The organism is Paenibacillus sp. FSL R5-0713 (genome assembly GCF_037973325.1).
Lineage (GTDB): Bacteria > Bacillota > Bacilli > Paenibacillales > Paenibacillaceae > Paenibacillus.
The window spans coordinates 3,766,201-3,781,748 of the sequence record NZ_CP150229.1 but is presented as its reverse complement, the minus strand read 5'-3'; the positions used below and the strand labels follow the sequence as shown (position 1 = coordinate 3,781,748).

The following is a 15,548-nucleotide window of genomic DNA, read 5'->3' as shown; positions in this document are numbered from 1 at the left end:
AGTGATCGGAAGGCGGTTTTGTCACCGGAGTTGTAAGTGTGAATATTTTTAAGTCCAACTTATATAAAATGAATTACATGTCATATCCCGATTTATGACGCATACCATTAGGCGAATGCGGTCATAAGGGAGGAAACTGAGATGTCCATGAGCGAACCGCTGTTAACGCAGATTGTGAATCAACATATTCCGGCTGGTGCAACGGTCGTCACTATTGATAAACCTGTTCAACATCAAGCAATCTATGCGGCAGATCTTACCGGTGACGGTATGCCGGAGATTGCTGCAGTCTATCAGTTGAATGGTGAGCTGTATTTGCTCATTCTGAAATTTGTTCAAGGGCATTGGATCAAGATGGCACTAATTAAGGGATTGGGTTATGGGGTGACTTTAATGACTGCTGCCCCTGTAACTTCAACGGCAAGGAACAATCTCATCATTGGTTGGCGGATTGGATCTATTTGGTCTAAGCTTGCTGTATATGAGTGGACTGAATCAGGGCTCAAAGATCTGGCGCCTGACGATCTATATTATAGCTATGCAGAGATTATAGATATGCCTGGTCCGCATGGTCGAGATGGTAAGGTGGAGATTGCACTCTGGATTCATGACACAGGTGAAGCCTATCGTGTAGAGATTATCCGATGGCAGAACGGGAAATGGGTTCCTGCACCGTACGTATATGCAACCTATTATCCCAAAGTGGTGCAATATTACGAGCAACTAACCCAACAATATCCTGATTATATCTTCTACTGGTATTACCTTGCGGATGCTCAGTACCATGCAGGTCAGTATCCGGCAGCACTCGTTTCCGTTCAGAAGGCACTCCGTTTCCCGGAAGCGTATCCTTCCAGGGAAGTACTACAGGAACTGGAAAAGAAAATTAAGCAGGCGATGGTCCCCATAAGCCATGCTCGGGTAACAACATGGTTATACCCCATCTCCGTTCGAACCACGAATGGGACGCGTTGGGGGTATATGGATGCCCAAGGACATATTCGGCTTGAGCCGGTTCTGGATGATGCGCAAGCGTTCCAGCCCAATGGATTGGCTGTCGTTGTGAAGGATGGTCATGCCGGCGTAATTGATCTTCAAGGGAAGTATGTCGTTCAACCTGTATACGATTCCATCAATTCCTTTTCTGAAGAACGGGCGATAACCATTGATTCTCAAGGATTTAAGATGATTAATGAACAAGGTACAGTCCTGACCAAACGGGCATACCCGTATATCTCGAATATGAAGGACGGCCGAGCGTTGTTTTACGATTCCAATCCTGGTCAGACAGATGGAACGGTGAGTCTTTATGGTTATCTGGATGCTTCGGGCAATGAGGTGATACCGGCACAGTTCACATCAGGGAATGATTTTCAAGATGGCAAAGCGGTTGTGCAGATCAAAGATAATGAATATGCGCTTATTAATCGCAATGGACAACGACTCGCTACTTATCCCTATGCCTATGTGGGACCACTGGGGGATGGACTGCTTGCTTTTCAAAAAGAGGCTTCTGGCAAATATGGGTATATCGACGAACGGGGGAATATTCGCATTCAGCCCAAGTTTTCATCGGCATTTCCTTTTAGTGGCGGGCAAGCGATTGTTAATACAGCGGAGGACTACAAATCGAACTATGGTGTCATTAATACGCAAGGATCATTTATTATTCAACCCGCGTATAATGATATTCGCGAATTAGGAGAGCAACGTTATGCGTTAGGGCAAGCCATTAATCCGGAGCAGCCTTATATTGGTTCTGTATACGCGATTGCAGAGATTAATGGTAGAAGGCTTACGGATTTCATATATCGCGATGTAGGCAATTATACAAACGGTCTGGCTTCTGCATCGGATGGAAGACAGACCTATCTGCTGGATCTGAGTGGAAGACCTGCTGCTGGATATCCCCATGTAGAAGGTTCGGGTACGCTGGAGGTCGTGGCACCAGATCTGATTAAAGCCTATGTAGATCAGCGCTTATCATATGTGAACCGGGCAGGACAGATCATTTGGCGGCAAAATACAATCGTTCCACTTCATCCGCCGTACCGTGTACGCGAAGAGAAGTACAAACCGAACAGGGACTACCTCATATATTATCCGCAAGTGGAAGGATTAATGAACCAAGCGGAGCAAATTGCGCTGAATGCCAAGTTGAAGGAGCTCTCACAGGTTAAACCAATCCCTGCCGATCAGCAACTAGATTACACGTATACAGGGGATTTTGATATCACGTTCTATCAGCAGCAATTATTGCAATTGCAACTCACAGGTTATAACTATCCGGCGGGTGCAGCGCATGGTATGCCTACGATGATCTATGCGATTATTAATCTGACGAACGGTCAGTTGTATGAGCTGAAGGATTTATTTAAACCGAATAGTGACTATGTCAAAGTGTTAAGCCAGATTGTGGGGGATCAGATCAAAAATGATCCTCAATACTCGTATGTGTTTCCAGACACTTATACGGGCATTAGTGCGGATCAGCCGTTTTTTGTCACAGCGGATGCGCTGCATCTTTATTTCAATCCATATGATATTGCACCTTATGCAGCAGGGTTTCCAACGTTTACGATTCCGTTTGTGCAGATCAAGGATATCATTAATACAGAAGGTTCGTTCTGGAAATCTTTTCATAGTTGATTGAGGGTACAGCCAACATTTTAACGAAAAAATACACTAAGGACGTTAAGGCGCAAAGACAGCGAATTTTTCCTGCTTTAAGCAAATGTCCGCTGATACTTAGCGTATAAAACAGTCAAAATGTTGGCGCTACCCCATATAGAGCTACTATAAATCAAACATTCCATCCTTTACACACATCAATCCACTCTGAATAACTAGAGTATTTTTCTAATTGTTTTATGGTAAGTTCAATAGCACTATTGCTACTCCCGCAAGCTGGATAGATTGTCTCAAAACGTTTTAGAGATATGTCTAGATAAACAGAAACATCATTTTTAATAGCAAATGGACAAACACCTCCAATGGCATGACCAACCATATCCATGGTTTCATCAGGAGAAAGCATTTTTGCTTTTGTTTTGAAATACTCTTTGAATTTTTTGTTATCCACTTTTGCATCCCCGGCAGCAACTACTAAAACAGCTTGTCCATTCACCATAAAAGAAAGTGTTTTTGCGATTCTCTTTGGCTCACAACCTAATGCAGATGCAGCCAAATCCACGGTTTCACTAGATACTTCAAATTCGATAATTTGAGAATTCATACCATATTGTTTGAAAAAATCTTTTACTTTTTCAATTGCCATAATCACCACACCTCATTTTAAATATTTTCTAGATGATCACAGATGAAACTTGCCTATGTTCTTGGGTAAAAAATCATGTTGTAAATGATACATGGTTCCTGATAGAGATTATTATAGGAATGAAAAACATTAGCACGGAAGCGGAGTGCTTGATTTTCTTTTAAAACAATTTTTTTTGTGTTGACTACCATTTCTAACATACCTTGTACCACAAAAATATATTCTTCCACACCATCAAGGTGTCTTTCAGATGGATGGTGACATCCAGGATCAAATTCGATATAAAATATTTCAACGTTACGGGTAGGGTCAAAAGGAAAAACAGGAAATGCTCTCATTTTTCCATCATTTTCAACGATAGCGTCTTTGGACCGTGTATCAACCACACTGCACTCATCTTCTAGCTCTTCCAATAATAAAGATAAAGGGACTTTTAAGCCGACTGCGATTTTCCAAAGAGTTGTAATCGTTGGTGAAGACTGTCCTCTTTCAATTTGTCCAAGCATAGGCTTACTTACATCAGTCAGTCTAGAAACATCTTCAAGTGTAAGATTTCTAGTTGCTCGTATTTCTTTTAACCGTTCTCCAATAGTTAATACTGGCGATTGCATTGCATCACTCCTTTTGTATGTTATAACATTTTAAAATATATCATAACATACCAGCAGTTGGATTCAATAGGCGACAGTTTAATGATATAAGTAACTACTTCTCATATTTAACCATAATAAATGGAAAATATTACGGGAGTTAAAGATCGAAAAAGTCACATTTGTCTATACAATAAAAAAACGAAAATTTTCTCCGACGACACTTCTTTTGGTTGGCGAGAATTGTAAATAGAATCAAAAATGAAGCCGACAGTCGGCTGCATGAATATCTGAGTGGTATTCGTGAGATCAAGATACCCACAATATGGGGGGCAAACGTTTTGAACGGCTGCGTCGTTCTTTTGATGAATTGAAGTCAGCTTCCATTGGGTTGGAAGGCATCATGGGACCTACAATTGAGAAGAAAGCAAGAAGGATGAATATCTGGCCAAGTATGATGCGAAATCTGTAGAGTGGAAACAAAAGCTGGAGGGGGCTGTACATGGTGGATCCTTTGCCGTAATTGAGACATATCCAAACAACCCGGTCGTCTATTCATATAAAGGGGCAGCTGAGATGTTATACGGTGAATGGGGCCTGAAGCGCACAGAGGGGGATCCCTGATCCAGAGGGCTGGGGCGGTAAACAGATCGCACTGGAGGCTCTGGCTACCTTTAATCCGGATCGTCTGCTATTGATGGAGAATAGCGAGAATAAAATGGTAGACAGCAAGGTGTTGAATAACATGAATGCAGTGAAGAATGAAAAGATCTATAAAATGAGCTTATGGACCGCCTGGATACGATGATTCTGGAAGGTCAGAAGTAGTCGTTGGATGAGAGCAATTTACGATGGATTAACTTTAACATTAACATAACCTAATAACGCATATGTGTAATTGTGTAATTTGTTCGAAATCATGTAACTTGAACGATCCTGGCTGCGTTTAGACATTGGGGTGATCTGATGTTGGTGAACGCGGTTCAACGTTACATGGTATTAGGACTGATATTTATCGGGATCTTCTTTACAGCACTTATCGTTCTTGAGAGGATTGAAGGGTACCATATTACAACGACAGAGTATTACGGCTTACGTAATCTAGGGGGCTTGATATATATTTTGTCGCTTATCCTGGGATTTGGTCACTATTTAGTCGTTTTTCATGTTGTTATTCTTATCCCGATCTCATGCTGCGGAAATATGTATGCTTTCCTATGATGAGAACTATCATCTATATGATTGGGTTTGGATGGGGCGGGCTGTGGGTTTTTGATCTCATGTACAATCCATATTTCGTGAATGGATACCATCTGAACCGAATGACATCGATATGGATATTTGCCATCGCCGGTTTAGTCTATGCCATTGTGGAGTATAAGATTTGGCGAAGAGGGCAGACGCAGAACGAACAGAAGGCTACTTAACAAATGTTGAGTAGATTTTCTTGGTTTACATAATTATTATGGTGTATTTATTGGAGACTCAGAAGCTAAATATTAGAAAGGATAAGAGTAAGCAGTGTGAACAGCAATTAAGTTAATTCGAAGTTTGTTATAAAATTCACAAAGGTTGCAATTAAAATGAAATAGGAGTTTTATCGTGAAAAGGTAAAATTTTCTGTTATACTATTTGAGTTGTGTACATAAAGTTAGATATTTTAATGAAGGGAGTTCAGGAAGTAATTTAGAAATTTAGTTTAAAATTGTAGTTTGGAGGAAAACATTTTGTATAAAGCAGGTTTTTGGATTAGATTAGGAGCAAATGTATTGGATAGTCTTATTATTTCAATTCCGTTAGTTATTATTGCAGGTGTGGTTACGGGTAATTTTGATACGGATGAACCGATTGCCAAATTACTTAGTGCGATATATTCAATTTTATTACCAGTTTACTGGTATGGCCGAACCATTGGAAAACGTATATGTGGAATTCGAATCCGTAAATACGATACACATGAACCGCCAAAAATTGGTACGATGCTGATGCGAGTTGTTGTGGCTGGACTTGTGTATGTAATAACTTTGGGTATCGGAGTTATTGTGAGTGCTTTTATGGTTGGTTTACGTGAGGATCGACGTGCGATTCATGATTTTATTGCAGGAACAGAAGTAGTCTGGGATTAAACTGAATGCTTATAAGAATTGGCTGTACAGGGTTAAAATCACTGTGCAGCTTTTAAATCGCAGCTTTTAAATCATTGGTACTGTTTCACAAAACTCGTATTTTGTACATATGTTTAATGCAGATCTTTAGCTCTAATTTGATGTCCTAAATATGTTACTTATAGATTTCACCCAACTGGAGCTATGCGTAATTTAGATTCTTTGAATTACTTCTCTCCCTCATGACATGAATCTATGTTAGTTAAAGAAAAGCAGCCGATCAAATCGATCAGCTATCTTTCTTAGTTTTATTGTACTATCGTTTCTCGTTAGCGTAACGATTAAAAGCCTTGTTTCAGAATATTTTATTTAATAAATCCTTTTGCACCGGCTTAATATTAATGATACTTCTGATGCTTTTTGCCTTTATTTCAGCATCCTCAAACGTATTTGCCAACCCTAGCTTTAATAATATCCCGGCTGCAACGGTACCCGTTCTTCCCTTGCCTCCTCCACAGTGAAAGGCAACTTTCTTGCCAGCGTTATACGCTCCAACAACCTCATCAATGGCTTGTTTGAAAAGCTCGGCTTCATGTTCTTTCGTATCGTCATCAAGCGGAATCTTTACCCACTTCACATGATCTGTTGGATACGCGCACTCTGTTGCTTCTTCTCGAAGATCCACCACGACTTCAATGCCTTCGTTAAGAACCATTGCCTCTACGTCGGCAGCTCCGCCCATAAAAACTTTTTCAGCAATAAGTGCATGATATTTCTTTTCTGCGTGATCCATTTTACTTACCTTCTTTCAAGAATTGCTCGATACGAGCTTTAATTGAATCGCGAACCTCAGCGAATGTAGCTGTGATTTCTTCCTCTGTACCTGTCGCCTTGGCTGGATCATCGAATCCCCAGTGCCATCTTTCAGCTTTGTCATTACGTACAACGGGACAATTATCGTTGGCATGACCACAAAGCGTGATGATGTAGTCTGCTTGTTTTAAAATCTCAGGATCAATTACATCTGATGTATGTCTCGAAATATCGATTTCAGCTTCTTTCATCGTTTGAACAGCACGAGGATTTAAGCCATGCGCCTCTAATCCTGCGCTTCTCACCTCGTATTTATCACTACCAAGTGCCTTCAAAAATCCATCGGCGATTTGGCTTCTGCAAGAGTTTCCTGTACATAAAAAGTAAACAAGTGGTTTATTGTTCATGATTACTGATCTCCTTTATCTTTGGTTTGGCTTACTTGTACTTTCGCTTCGCCCATTTTTGAGTGAGTTAATTAACGTTTTTATGATCATTGCGATAACAACCAATGCTACTGCAATAACGCCAATCATTAACCAAACGTTTATGCTTGTTGAATGAATCAAGTGTAGCCACAAATATAGTCCTGTTAACGTAATAAAGAGTGTTGGAATAGTGAGCACAATCCCAATTTTGAAATAACTTCCCCACTTGATTTTTACATCCTTACGGGACAGTACATGTAGCCACAAAAGTGTGGCGAGCGATCCGATCGGTGTGATTTTTGGACCCAAGTCACTGCCGATAATATTGGCATAAATCAGCGATTCCCGAATGACCCCTTGCGTATTGGTTCCATCAATAGCAAGCGCATCAATCATCACTGTCGGCATATTGTTCATAACCGAAGATAATATAGCAGCCAGAAAACCCATACCAAGTGTGGAGATGTAAAGTCCCTTGTCGGCGATAACTTGAATGACCTTCCCAAGTTCAACTGTCAATCCCACATTTCGTAGTCCGTAAACCACGACGTACATACCAATGGAGAAAATCACGACTGCCCATGGAGCTCCTTTAATGAGCCTCCACGTTTGAATAGCGTGACTCCGCCTTGCAGCTAAAATAAACAAGATTGCAATAACCCCAGCGACTACAGACACCGGAACTTGAATGAACTCGCTCATCAAGTACGCAACCAGTAGCACAGCTAAGATCACCCAAGATATGTTGAACAGTTTCTTATCCTTGATCGCTTCGGCTGGCTTTTTGAGCTGACTGACTTCGTAGTTCCCTGGAATACTCTTTCTAAAGAACAAGAATAAGACCAGAAGACTCGCTAATATTGAAAAGAAATTGGGAACAATCATACGACTTGCATACTCCACAAAGCCAATGCCAAAGTAATCGGCAGAAACGATATTGACGAGGTTGCTAACGACGAGCGGAAGTGAAGTTGTATCTGCAATAAAACCACTTGCGATGATAAAAGGTAAAATCATCTTTTGATCAAATTTGAGCGCTCTGACCATAGCCAGCACAATAGGCGTTAAGATCAGTGCGGCACCGTCATTTGCAAAGAACGCTGCCACCCCTGCCCCAAGCAGCACAACATAAATGAACATCAACTTACCGTTACCTCTTGCGAGCCTTGCCATGTGTAGTGCAGCCCATTCAAAAAATTTGATTTCATCTAAAATCAGTGAAATTAAAATAATAGCTACAAAAGCAAGCGTGGCGTTCCATACGATCCCTGTGACCGTACCTACATCGGATAGACTGACGACTCCAAAAAGAAGTGCAAGGACAGCTCCAGCTGACGCTGACCATCCAATATTAAGCCCCTTAGGTTGCCAAATCACAAAAGTCAGTGTAAGTAGAAAGATTAGAATAGCGATAATGGTCATGCTTCCTCCTGAGGAACGCAGCAGTTTTTCAATCCTGCTATTTTATCTTTCATGGATGGCAGATACGGATACACACACTGAACATATGCTTCTGCATCTGAATTAAGAGAGTAGTACACCCACTGCCCTTTTTTCTTTTCATTAAGGAGACCAGCTGCCTTTAGTTTTCGAAGATGCTGACTGGCGTTTGGTTGTGACATGCCAATAATGTCTGTGATATCACATACACAAAGTTCCTGTTCCTGAAGTAGCGCAATGATGGTCAAACGTGTTTTATCAGCTAATAACTTATACGCCTCAGCCATCTCCTGAATGTTTTGTTCCATATGTACACCCCCTGTGCTTAGTCTTGTCGGCTTCATTTAATGATATAAGCATATTATTAATCACTTATATAAGCAAATACGAATATAAGGAATTTTAGTGCATCAAAAAAGTCGGCAATAAAGATTACCGACTTTACTCTCGAACTAAAAATTCACATTTTGACTTAATAAAATAATGACCGTCTTTCATATTAACTATAACGTTCGTTTGATACTTAATGACTCCACCTTGATCTAATAATTCATCATGCTGATACACCTCTACATGCCATTGTTTGATGATTGCATCATTAAGTTGTGCTGCGGTATACAAAAGTGTACCTTCATTTAGTCACCTCGAGAATAGTTATAATTACCAATTATAACATCCTCCTGAAATTCGATAGCTCACATTCTTTTCACAAGCGATTGTACAGCTTTTTTCGCGTCTTTCCCAGAACCTCGAATCGTCGCAGTCGCAAATGAGGTCTGCCACGGTTTTCCGTAAAAGCTTTAAACATCAGTTTGGCATCCAGCTTACCTTGATCGAAAGCATTTTTGTATATACCTGTATCAAGGACACCGTCACTGCTTTTTTGCAATAATCGTTTACCCAAATTGGATTGATCAAGCATAAGCTGACTATTTATAACCAAGGTGCTGACTATTTATAACCAAGGTATTGAAGACCGTATTGCCACGCTAGAAACAGATATAAAAGATGAAGCTTACATGTCTGAATGGTTTAACAAGCACCAGGGACGTTACTCGGTACTTATAGCCGAACAGAATGATCAAGTGGTTGGATGGGCTTCTATCAATTCATATAACCCTAGAAGCGCATATGACGGTGTCGGTGACCTCTCCATTTATATTCATCGTGATCATCACGGTAAAGGGGTCGGAAAACAGTTACTTCAGAGATTAGAGGAAATCGGTAATCAGAATAACTTTTATAAGTTTGTTCTTTTTACCTTTCCATTTAATACGCTTGGTCAGAGCCTATATCATAAAGTTGGATATCGAGAAGTAGGTGTATTTCAGAATCAAGGTATTCTAGAGGGGAAATTTGTGGACGTGATGGCTATGGAAAAATTATTATAAGCATCGCGAGCCGTATTGATCTTACAATACTAGGTTTTCGAATTACTTGAACACGATACAATAAACTATCCTGCCCGTTAGTTTAATGTATTGAAGGGCAAGACGCCGCTTAAATATACGTCTAATCGGCAATAGGAACATGTTCTTGTCCCTCGACACCTGCAGCCATACCCCGGTGCCAAATCCGTGAGATCGATTACATATTTCTGGTCATAACCTTCTGAATAAAAGGTAATTACCGAATCTGTCGTTGGCGCAGCCACCGCAATCGTATCCAGCGTAATACATGGTTATGATCCATATGGTTCGCTGCGTCCAACCGCGCTGAATAATTTGCTGCCCTCTTGTACGCCAAAATACTGTTCGAATGATTCATTTTTTGAAGTTGATGTCTTCACAATCATACGGGCTTAACGTCACTCCAATGTAAATTGATTAATTCAGAAAAGGTGCAATGCTCTCCTCCAACGAAGTTATTGGTTTGCCCATCAATTGCTCAAGATCCTTAGACGTAGATCCGGTATCAATACTGCTTAAAAAAGGATAGATCCAATGCTGTACAGACACATCCTCGATGTGCATGACAGGTTTATCCGCCAATGCTGTGAGCACCTCAGCCAGATCAGCAAAGTTCCAAGTCTTTGGTGCGGCTAACTCATATATCCTCTGCTCATGCCCTTTCTCTGCAAGCACGTTCGCAATGGCCCATGCAAGATCACCGCGTGTAACCGCATTAAACCGCCAATCTCCGGCTGAAGTTGTTAGCACGCCACTTTGTATCGCTTCCTGTAGTCCAAGGACATTCACAAAATCAATATACAGCCCATTGCGCAAAATCGTATACTTCATCCCCGAATCAAATATGACCTGCTCGGTAAGTCTATGCACGCTACTCGAACCTTTAAGACTCGTCTGTGGGAAAGCAAAACTGGTATAAAGGATATGTTCAACTCCAGAGTTCTTCGCCGTATTGATTACACTTGTATGTTGAGTTAGCCGGACTGTATCATCGGTATGTGAGCTGGAAATCAGCAGCAATTTACTCACACCGGCAAAGGCATTCTGTAGCGTTTCCGGCCTGTCATAGTCAATACTGCGAACCTCCCCACCCTGATCCTTTAAAGCTTTTAAAGTTTCGGACATCGCCCCATTACGGACACCTGCGATAATTTCTGTAGCGGGGACCCGGACTAGAAGATTTGCAATAATCAGATTGCCTAATTGTCCTGTGGCTCCTGTAATCATGATCGACATCCTGCTTTTCCCTCCTATAAATGAATTGCATCAAGTAGTTAAGTTATTAACTAAATGAACAGAATGATTCACTGGACTACAACACATTCCTCGCTGAACCAATCCCATCCCTTTCCAACACATGTCCTGCCTCAAAATTCACTGGTCTTAGTATCATTTTAAAGTGTATTAAGGATCAAGACCTGTTCAGCTTCTGTAACAGAACAATCAACTGATGCTGCTCCTGTTCATCCAACTTGCCCATTTGTAAAGCCACAGCTTCACGATTACCCGGCAGATGCTCCCTCAATAATGTCTGTCCTGCATCGGTAATGGAAATCACCGTCTTGCGACCATCTCGGGCATGCTCAGCCCTCGCAATGTATCCATCACGCTCCAGCGGAGTCAGCAGCAAGCTAATGTTGGCCTTGGTGACACCGATTTTTTCGGCAAGCACTGAAGGCAGCATCGTTCCCCCATCTTTTGCAATCTCTACAAGTATGCGAATTCTTGCTCCATTCAGTCCTTGGGATTGCCAGTATTTCTCCGACACGGCCACCAGATTGGCAGTCGCCTCAACCATCGTAAAAAAAGCTTCATTGGGCAGTGGCAGACTAAGCAAATATTCTTGTAGCGAATCTCGTTTAGGATCAATTGGCAGTAAGTTCTCTTCTTGCAGATTATCCATGTGTTCTGTCATCTCCATTTAGTTAATAGCTTAACTATATAGGCAAAGATAACTTACCCCATAGAAAATGTCAAATCATTATTTCTTTTCTATGAAAATCAAAACGCTCGCATGCTGGACTTCGTCGATTAAAGATAGCCGTTTCCTTAAAATGACCCATAGACAACAAAATGAACCTGGCTGCAGGAGCTGCTTTTGGATCCAAATGATACATATTCCGAATATTACCCTCTTATTCAACCCCAAGGAGATGTTATAAAAAGGTATATTTTTAACGTCTTAGATACGTAATTGATATTACTTTTGTACCCACTGTTTGAAAGAGTCCATGTTTTGTTGAACAGGGTAACAAAACATGGACTCTTTCTTTGAGCCGTAAACGAATCTTGTACTTCCAATCAAAAATGTGCAACATCTCATCTGCTAAATAATAAGATCCTCGAAACCACTCTCCCTTACAAAACTCTTTTTACTCCGATCCTCCATCAGCGCTTGAATCTTTCCGGCTGTGCCATCCGGAAGCGGCACTTGGACTGATATTTCAAGCTCTGGGGATTCTAAAGGTTGCAGTGTGAGATGGTCAAAGTTCAATATGCCTGCCTCTGGATGATACATGATTTTATGTGCATCGTAAGCATCCAATACTTCATAGCTCTGCCAGTACTCTTTGAATTCGGGGCTTGCCTCACTTAACAATTCAACCTGTTCAGCCCACCAAGGATCATCCACATACTTTGCATATTCTGCCCGAAATCTGGCAGTAGTACGTCTGGCGTGAGCCTCCCACTGATCCCCTTTTAATGTGCGAAAATATTCCGATGTGAACGTAATCCAAAGAAAGTTCCGCTCTCTTTCCGAATTGCCCTCCAGGTTCACAAAATCGCCCTGAAGCGCAATGAATGCATCATTCCAGGAGAGTATGTTCATTCTGACATCCATAGCCGCAGCGGGAGATGTTCCTAGGCTATCAAGATGCCGCTGAATCACCGGGCTAACCTGCACATCCAAAGAACGGGGGCGTTCGGGAGGATGCTGACGGTGAGCCAGCAGAAACATATGCTTGCGTTCCGTTTTATCCAGCTGCAGCACTCTCGCCAAGCTTTCAAGCACTTCAATGGATACATGAATTTCCCGCCCCTGCTCCAGATAGGTATACCATTCAAGGCTGATGCCTGCTAGCGTCGCTACCTCAGCCCTGCGAAGACCCGGCGTACGCCGCCGCCCTTCAGGCAAGCCTAGCTGCTTTGGTGATATGCGTGCCCTGCGGTTGCGCAGGAATTGAGCCAATTCACTGTAGCGATTCGGTTGTAATTCCGGCATGTTCATCCCCCTCCTTATGTTCATCCAACGTAGCTTGGTAGTGACAATACTAGAATAAATGCACCTCTGCATATCCATTCAACTTGATTATACAATGGGTTTCGAGCAGATACAGTATAAGACAATAAAGGAGCGATACTCAATGAATATACAAAATAACACCATCCTGATCACTGGCGGTGCTACCGGTATCGGATTTGCGCTTGCCTCGAGATTCCTGAAAAAAGACAACAAAGTAATCATCACCGGCAGAAGAGCCGATAAGCTGCAGGAGGCAAAAGCCATCCATCCTGAACTGGTTACTTATATTAGCGATGTGTCTAAAGAGGAGGAGCGCATTGCACTTTTTGAAAAAGTGACCCGTAATTTCCCCCAATTGAACGTTGTACTCAACAATGCCGGGATCATGCACTATCTGAAATATGATGGCGTGGAGCCATGGTCGCATATTGATTTGGAAATAAAAACTAATTTAGGGGCGCCCATTCACTTAACCCGGTTGTTCACATCTCATCTGCTTAAGCAAAAGGATGCAGCGATTTTAAATGTGACTTCCGCCCTGGCTCATGTACCGCTGGCTGCAGCCCCTGTGTACAGCGCCACGAAAGCCGCCCTACATTCCTATACACAATCGATGAGACATCAGTTCAACGGTCAAATCAGAGTCATCGAGATTTCTCCGACGCTCACGAACACCGATTTGGGCATTCCCGGGGCAAATACTACCGGCGTTCCTGTGGACCTCTTTGCGGACGAAGTTATGGCCGGATTGGCACGAGGCGAAGAAGAAATAACTTATGACTTTTCCAAAATTTCCGCGAATGCTTCCCGCCAGGAGCGGGACGAGCTTTTCAAACAGCTGAATGCCCAAAACTATGCCTAAGAAAAGTGATTATGCCTTATTTTCGCAAATTACAAACGACGTCCCTAATACCATTTATTGTTATATTCCATAAAAATATTGAATTATTCTTCCCGTTAGCTTAATGATATTGCTTTGAACATAGTTAGATACTTATCTAATCGGAAATCGGTACAAGTTCTTGTCCATTCCGGCAATCGGTACAAGTTCTTGTCCTTGGCTTGGGACAAGACCGGCTGTAAAATCTGATTTGTTCAGTAACTATGTCTACTGAAGGATTCACTGTTTTTGTAGAAGTACTATCGTATCTTAGGTAGTCATCTGGATCGACTTTCTGCGTTTAAAGTATAGCCACGTATCTCCCTTACGATCCCTTCAGTGTGTTAGTTTTAAAAGTCTGAATGCCTTTACGAAACTGTGTGTCACTGCTATTTCACCCATTATAATGCGCTTAGGAAAAATCGAGTAATAAATGGGGTGCAAACTTGAGCGAAACCTCCTTTTGTTTCGAGAGGATTCACCTCTTATCTCTAACCGTAAACAAGTTTTTTGCGCAAAAAAGCGAGCCATCTTTTGGACGACCCGCTCTTGTATCACCATATGGATTGGACCGATCTTATCCCTAATGAAAGAATCGACCAATTGGATCTACACATCACAGTATAATTTAAAGTTATTTATCTTCTTCAAATGTGCTAAACAAATCTCGAGCCTCATGAAGCGCTTTTATGTTCTTTTGAAACTCCAAAGCCTCTTCATACGACTTAAGGTAATCATCGACTTGAAGCTCTTTTGATCAGACCTATTCTCAACTATACATTCCCACTTTCCTTGCTCTTTTTTACTGGGTATTATATCTGTAATACGCAAATCATATACGCCCATCACTTCAAACAGTTCCAGATCTACCCCAAGTAGGTTGATATTCTCAAAAGGATCAAATGAAAATCGAAGTATACTTTATATTCTCTCTAAATGGCTCTTCCTTAACAAAGGATGCGTACAGTTTAGGCATGAAATTGAAAAGTACATTCGCACTTTGTCTGTAAGTGTAGTTAACCTGAGTCACCTCTGGAACCGAGTCCAATAAAATATCACTATACTGTTCAGTGGTCATAAGAGTCTCCTATAGGTGTTGTGTTTCACTGCTAAATCAAAGAATCATTACAATAAAATTATACCTTATGAATTGCAATAAGGCATGAATACAAGAATTTCTTTTTATCTCTTGGAGAAAGTTATTCCCCTTGGCTTTGCATTAAATGAAAATCCTCATACGTAATTTTAAATATCCTATTTGGTATCTAGTTACCTCTGCCTGTACCCTTACCAACGCTGAATGCAACCCTTCACTTTCAATGGTTACTTACAGATCAATGTAATTGGAAGTTAAATAAGAAG

15 protein-coding genes are annotated in these 15,548 nt (G+C 41.4%); 6 read left to right on the top strand and 9 right to left on the bottom strand.

The annotated features are described in order from the left end of the window. Positions 1–141 precede the first annotated feature (141 nt). A complete protein-coding gene (locus tag MKZ12_RS16735) occupies positions 142–2,649 on the top strand; it encodes a WG repeat-containing protein (protein ID WP_339255637.1) in 2,508 nt (835 codons plus the stop codon). A gap of 154 nt (positions 2,650–2,803) precedes the next feature. On the opposite strand, the gene MKZ12_RS16730 is transcribed toward MKZ12_RS16735, so the two are convergent. Continuing rightward, the gene (locus MKZ12_RS16730; RefSeq protein ID WP_339255635.1) at positions 2,804–3,277 is read right to left on the bottom strand and encodes a YbaK/EbsC family protein; all 474 of its coding nucleotides are present in this window, start codon (positions 3,275–3,277) and stop codon (positions 2,804–2,806) included. A gap of 53 nt (positions 3,278–3,330) precedes the next feature. Next, on the bottom strand, positions 3,331–3,888 hold the full coding sequence (locus MKZ12_RS16725) for an XRE family transcriptional regulator (RefSeq protein WP_339255634.1): 558 nt from the start codon (positions 3,886–3,888) through the stop codon (positions 3,331–3,333). A 304-nt stretch (positions 3,889–4,192) separates the two neighbouring features. On the opposite strand from MKZ12_RS16725, the gene MKZ12_RS16720 reads away from it, so the two are divergent. The 3 genes from MKZ12_RS16720 (at position 4,193) to MKZ12_RS16710 (ending at position 5,993) form a co-directional block, all read left to right on the top strand. Further along, entirely contained in the window at positions 4,193–4,339 is a 147-nt protein-coding gene (locus MKZ12_RS16720) for a hypothetical protein (protein WP_339255633.1), read from the top strand. Between the two features lie 745 nt (positions 4,340–5,084). Next, complete coding sequence (locus tag MKZ12_RS16715) at positions 5,085–5,294, top strand: hypothetical protein (RefSeq protein WP_339255630.1); 210 nt, start codon at positions 5,085–5,087, stop codon at positions 5,292–5,294. A gap of 300 nt (positions 5,295–5,594) precedes the next feature. Beyond that, complete coding sequence (locus MKZ12_RS16710; protein ID WP_339255628.1) at positions 5,595–5,993, top strand: RDD family protein; 399 nt, start codon at positions 5,595–5,597, stop codon at positions 5,991–5,993. A 334-nt stretch (positions 5,994–6,327) separates the two neighbouring features. On the opposite strand, the gene MKZ12_RS16705 is transcribed toward MKZ12_RS16710, so the two are convergent. From MKZ12_RS16705 to MKZ12_RS16690, 4 genes are read right to left on the bottom strand one after another with little or no spacing between them, the layout of a single operon-like run. Beyond that, complete coding sequence (locus MKZ12_RS16705) at positions 6,328–6,765, bottom strand: dual specificity protein phosphatase family protein (RefSeq protein WP_339255626.1); 438 nt, start codon at positions 6,763–6,765, stop codon at positions 6,328–6,330. Between the two features lies 1 nt (position 6,766). Beyond that, positions 6,767–7,192, bottom strand: coding sequence for an arsenate reductase (thioredoxin) (gene arsC / locus MKZ12_RS16700; RefSeq protein WP_339255624.1), 426 nt, complete (start codon positions 7,190–7,192; stop codon positions 6,767–6,769). A gap of 15 nt (positions 7,193–7,207) precedes the next feature. After that, entirely contained in the window at positions 7,208–8,635 is a 1,428-nt protein-coding gene (locus tag MKZ12_RS16695; protein ID WP_339255622.1) for an arsenic transporter, read from the bottom strand. Further along, positions 8,632–8,961 (bottom strand): metalloregulator ArsR/SmtB family transcription factor, encoded by a 330-nt coding sequence (locus tag MKZ12_RS16690; protein WP_339255620.1) that lies wholly within the window; start codon positions 8,959–8,961, stop codon positions 8,632–8,634. Before MKZ12_RS16690 ends, MKZ12_RS16695 begins: the two co-directional genes overlap by 4 nt. A 627-nt stretch (positions 8,962–9,588) precedes the next feature. Here MKZ12_RS16690 and MKZ12_RS16685 point away from each other — a divergent pair. Next, on the top strand, positions 9,589–10,044 hold the full coding sequence (locus MKZ12_RS16685) for an arsinothricin resistance N-acetyltransferase ArsN1 family A (protein ID WP_339261458.1): 456 nt from the start codon (positions 9,589–9,591) through the stop codon (positions 10,042–10,044). 435 nt (positions 10,045–10,479) lie between these two features. On the opposite strand, the gene MKZ12_RS16680 is transcribed toward MKZ12_RS16685, so the two are convergent. The 3 genes from MKZ12_RS16680 to MKZ12_RS16670 form a co-directional block, all read right to left on the bottom strand. Further along, the gene (locus MKZ12_RS16680) at positions 10,480–11,298 is read right to left on the bottom strand and encodes an NAD(P)H-binding protein (protein WP_339255618.1); all 819 of its coding nucleotides are present in this window, start codon (positions 11,296–11,298) and stop codon (positions 10,480–10,482) included. A 175-nt stretch (positions 11,299–11,473) separates the two neighbouring features. Then, the gene (locus MKZ12_RS16675; protein ID WP_339255616.1) at positions 11,474–11,965 is read right to left on the bottom strand and encodes a MarR family transcriptional regulator; all 492 of its coding nucleotides are present in this window, start codon (positions 11,963–11,965) and stop codon (positions 11,474–11,476) included. A 423-nt stretch (positions 11,966–12,388) separates the two neighbouring features. Then, positions 12,389–13,285: a helix-turn-helix transcriptional regulator gene (locus MKZ12_RS16670; protein ID WP_339255614.1), complete on the bottom strand. Its 897-nt coding sequence runs from the start codon at positions 13,283–13,285 to the stop codon at positions 12,389–12,391. Positions 13,286–13,427: 142 nt separating this feature from the next. Here MKZ12_RS16670 and MKZ12_RS16665 point away from each other — a divergent pair, with 142 nt between their 5' ends. Beyond that, positions 13,428–14,168 carry an SDR family NAD(P)-dependent oxidoreductase gene (locus tag MKZ12_RS16665; protein ID WP_339255612.1) on the top strand — a complete coding sequence of 247 codons (741 nt, stop codon included), beginning with the start codon at positions 13,428–13,430 and terminating at the stop codon, positions 14,166–14,168. Positions 14,169–15,548: the final 1,380 nt, after the last annotated feature.

What these genes read in the sequence shown, in the direction of transcription:
- MKZ12_RS16735 (WP_339255637.1), top strand. Translation starts at nt 142, where the DNA reads ATGTCCATGAGCGAACCGCTGTTAACGCAGATTGTGAATCAACATATT.
- MKZ12_RS16730 (WP_339255635.1), bottom strand. Translation starts at nt 3,277, where the DNA reads ATGGCAATTGAAAAAGTAAAAGATTTTTTCAAACAATATGGTATGAAT.
- MKZ12_RS16725 (WP_339255634.1), bottom strand. Translation starts at nt 3,888, where the DNA reads ATGCAATCGCCAGTATTAACTATTGGAGAACGGTTAAAAGAAATACGA.
- MKZ12_RS16720 (WP_339255633.1), top strand. Translation starts at nt 4,193, where the DNA reads ATGGGGGGCAAACGTTTTGAACGGCTGCGTCGTTCTTTTGATGAATTG.
- MKZ12_RS16715 (WP_339255630.1), top strand. Translation starts at nt 5,085, where the DNA reads ATGATGAGAACTATCATCTATATGATTGGGTTTGGATGGGGCGGGCTG.
- MKZ12_RS16705 (WP_339255626.1), bottom strand. Translation starts at nt 6,765, where the DNA reads ATGGATCACGCAGAAAAGAAATATCATGCACTTATTGCTGAAAAAGTT.
- arsC (WP_339255624.1), bottom strand. Translation starts at nt 7,192, where the DNA reads ATGAACAATAAACCACTTGTTTACTTTTTATGTACAGGAAACTCTTGC.
- MKZ12_RS16695 (WP_339255622.1), bottom strand. Translation starts at nt 8,635, where the DNA reads ATGACCATTATCGCTATTCTAATCTTTCTACTTACACTGACTTTTGTG.
- MKZ12_RS16690 (WP_339255620.1), bottom strand. Translation starts at nt 8,961, where the DNA reads ATGGAACAAAACATTCAGGAGATGGCTGAGGCGTATAAGTTATTAGCT.
- MKZ12_RS16680 (WP_339255618.1), bottom strand. Translation starts at nt 11,298, where the DNA reads ATGTCGATCATGATTACAGGAGCCACAGGACAATTAGGCAATCTGATT.
- MKZ12_RS16675 (WP_339255616.1), bottom strand. Translation starts at nt 11,965, where the DNA reads ATGGATAATCTGCAAGAAGAGAACTTACTGCCAATTGATCCTAAACGA.
- MKZ12_RS16670 (WP_339255614.1), bottom strand. Translation starts at nt 13,285, where the DNA reads ATGCCGGAATTACAACCGAATCGCTACAGTGAATTGGCTCAATTCCTG.
- MKZ12_RS16665 (WP_339255612.1), top strand. Translation starts at nt 13,428, where the DNA reads ATGAATATACAAAATAACACCATCCTGATCACTGGCGGTGCTACCGGT.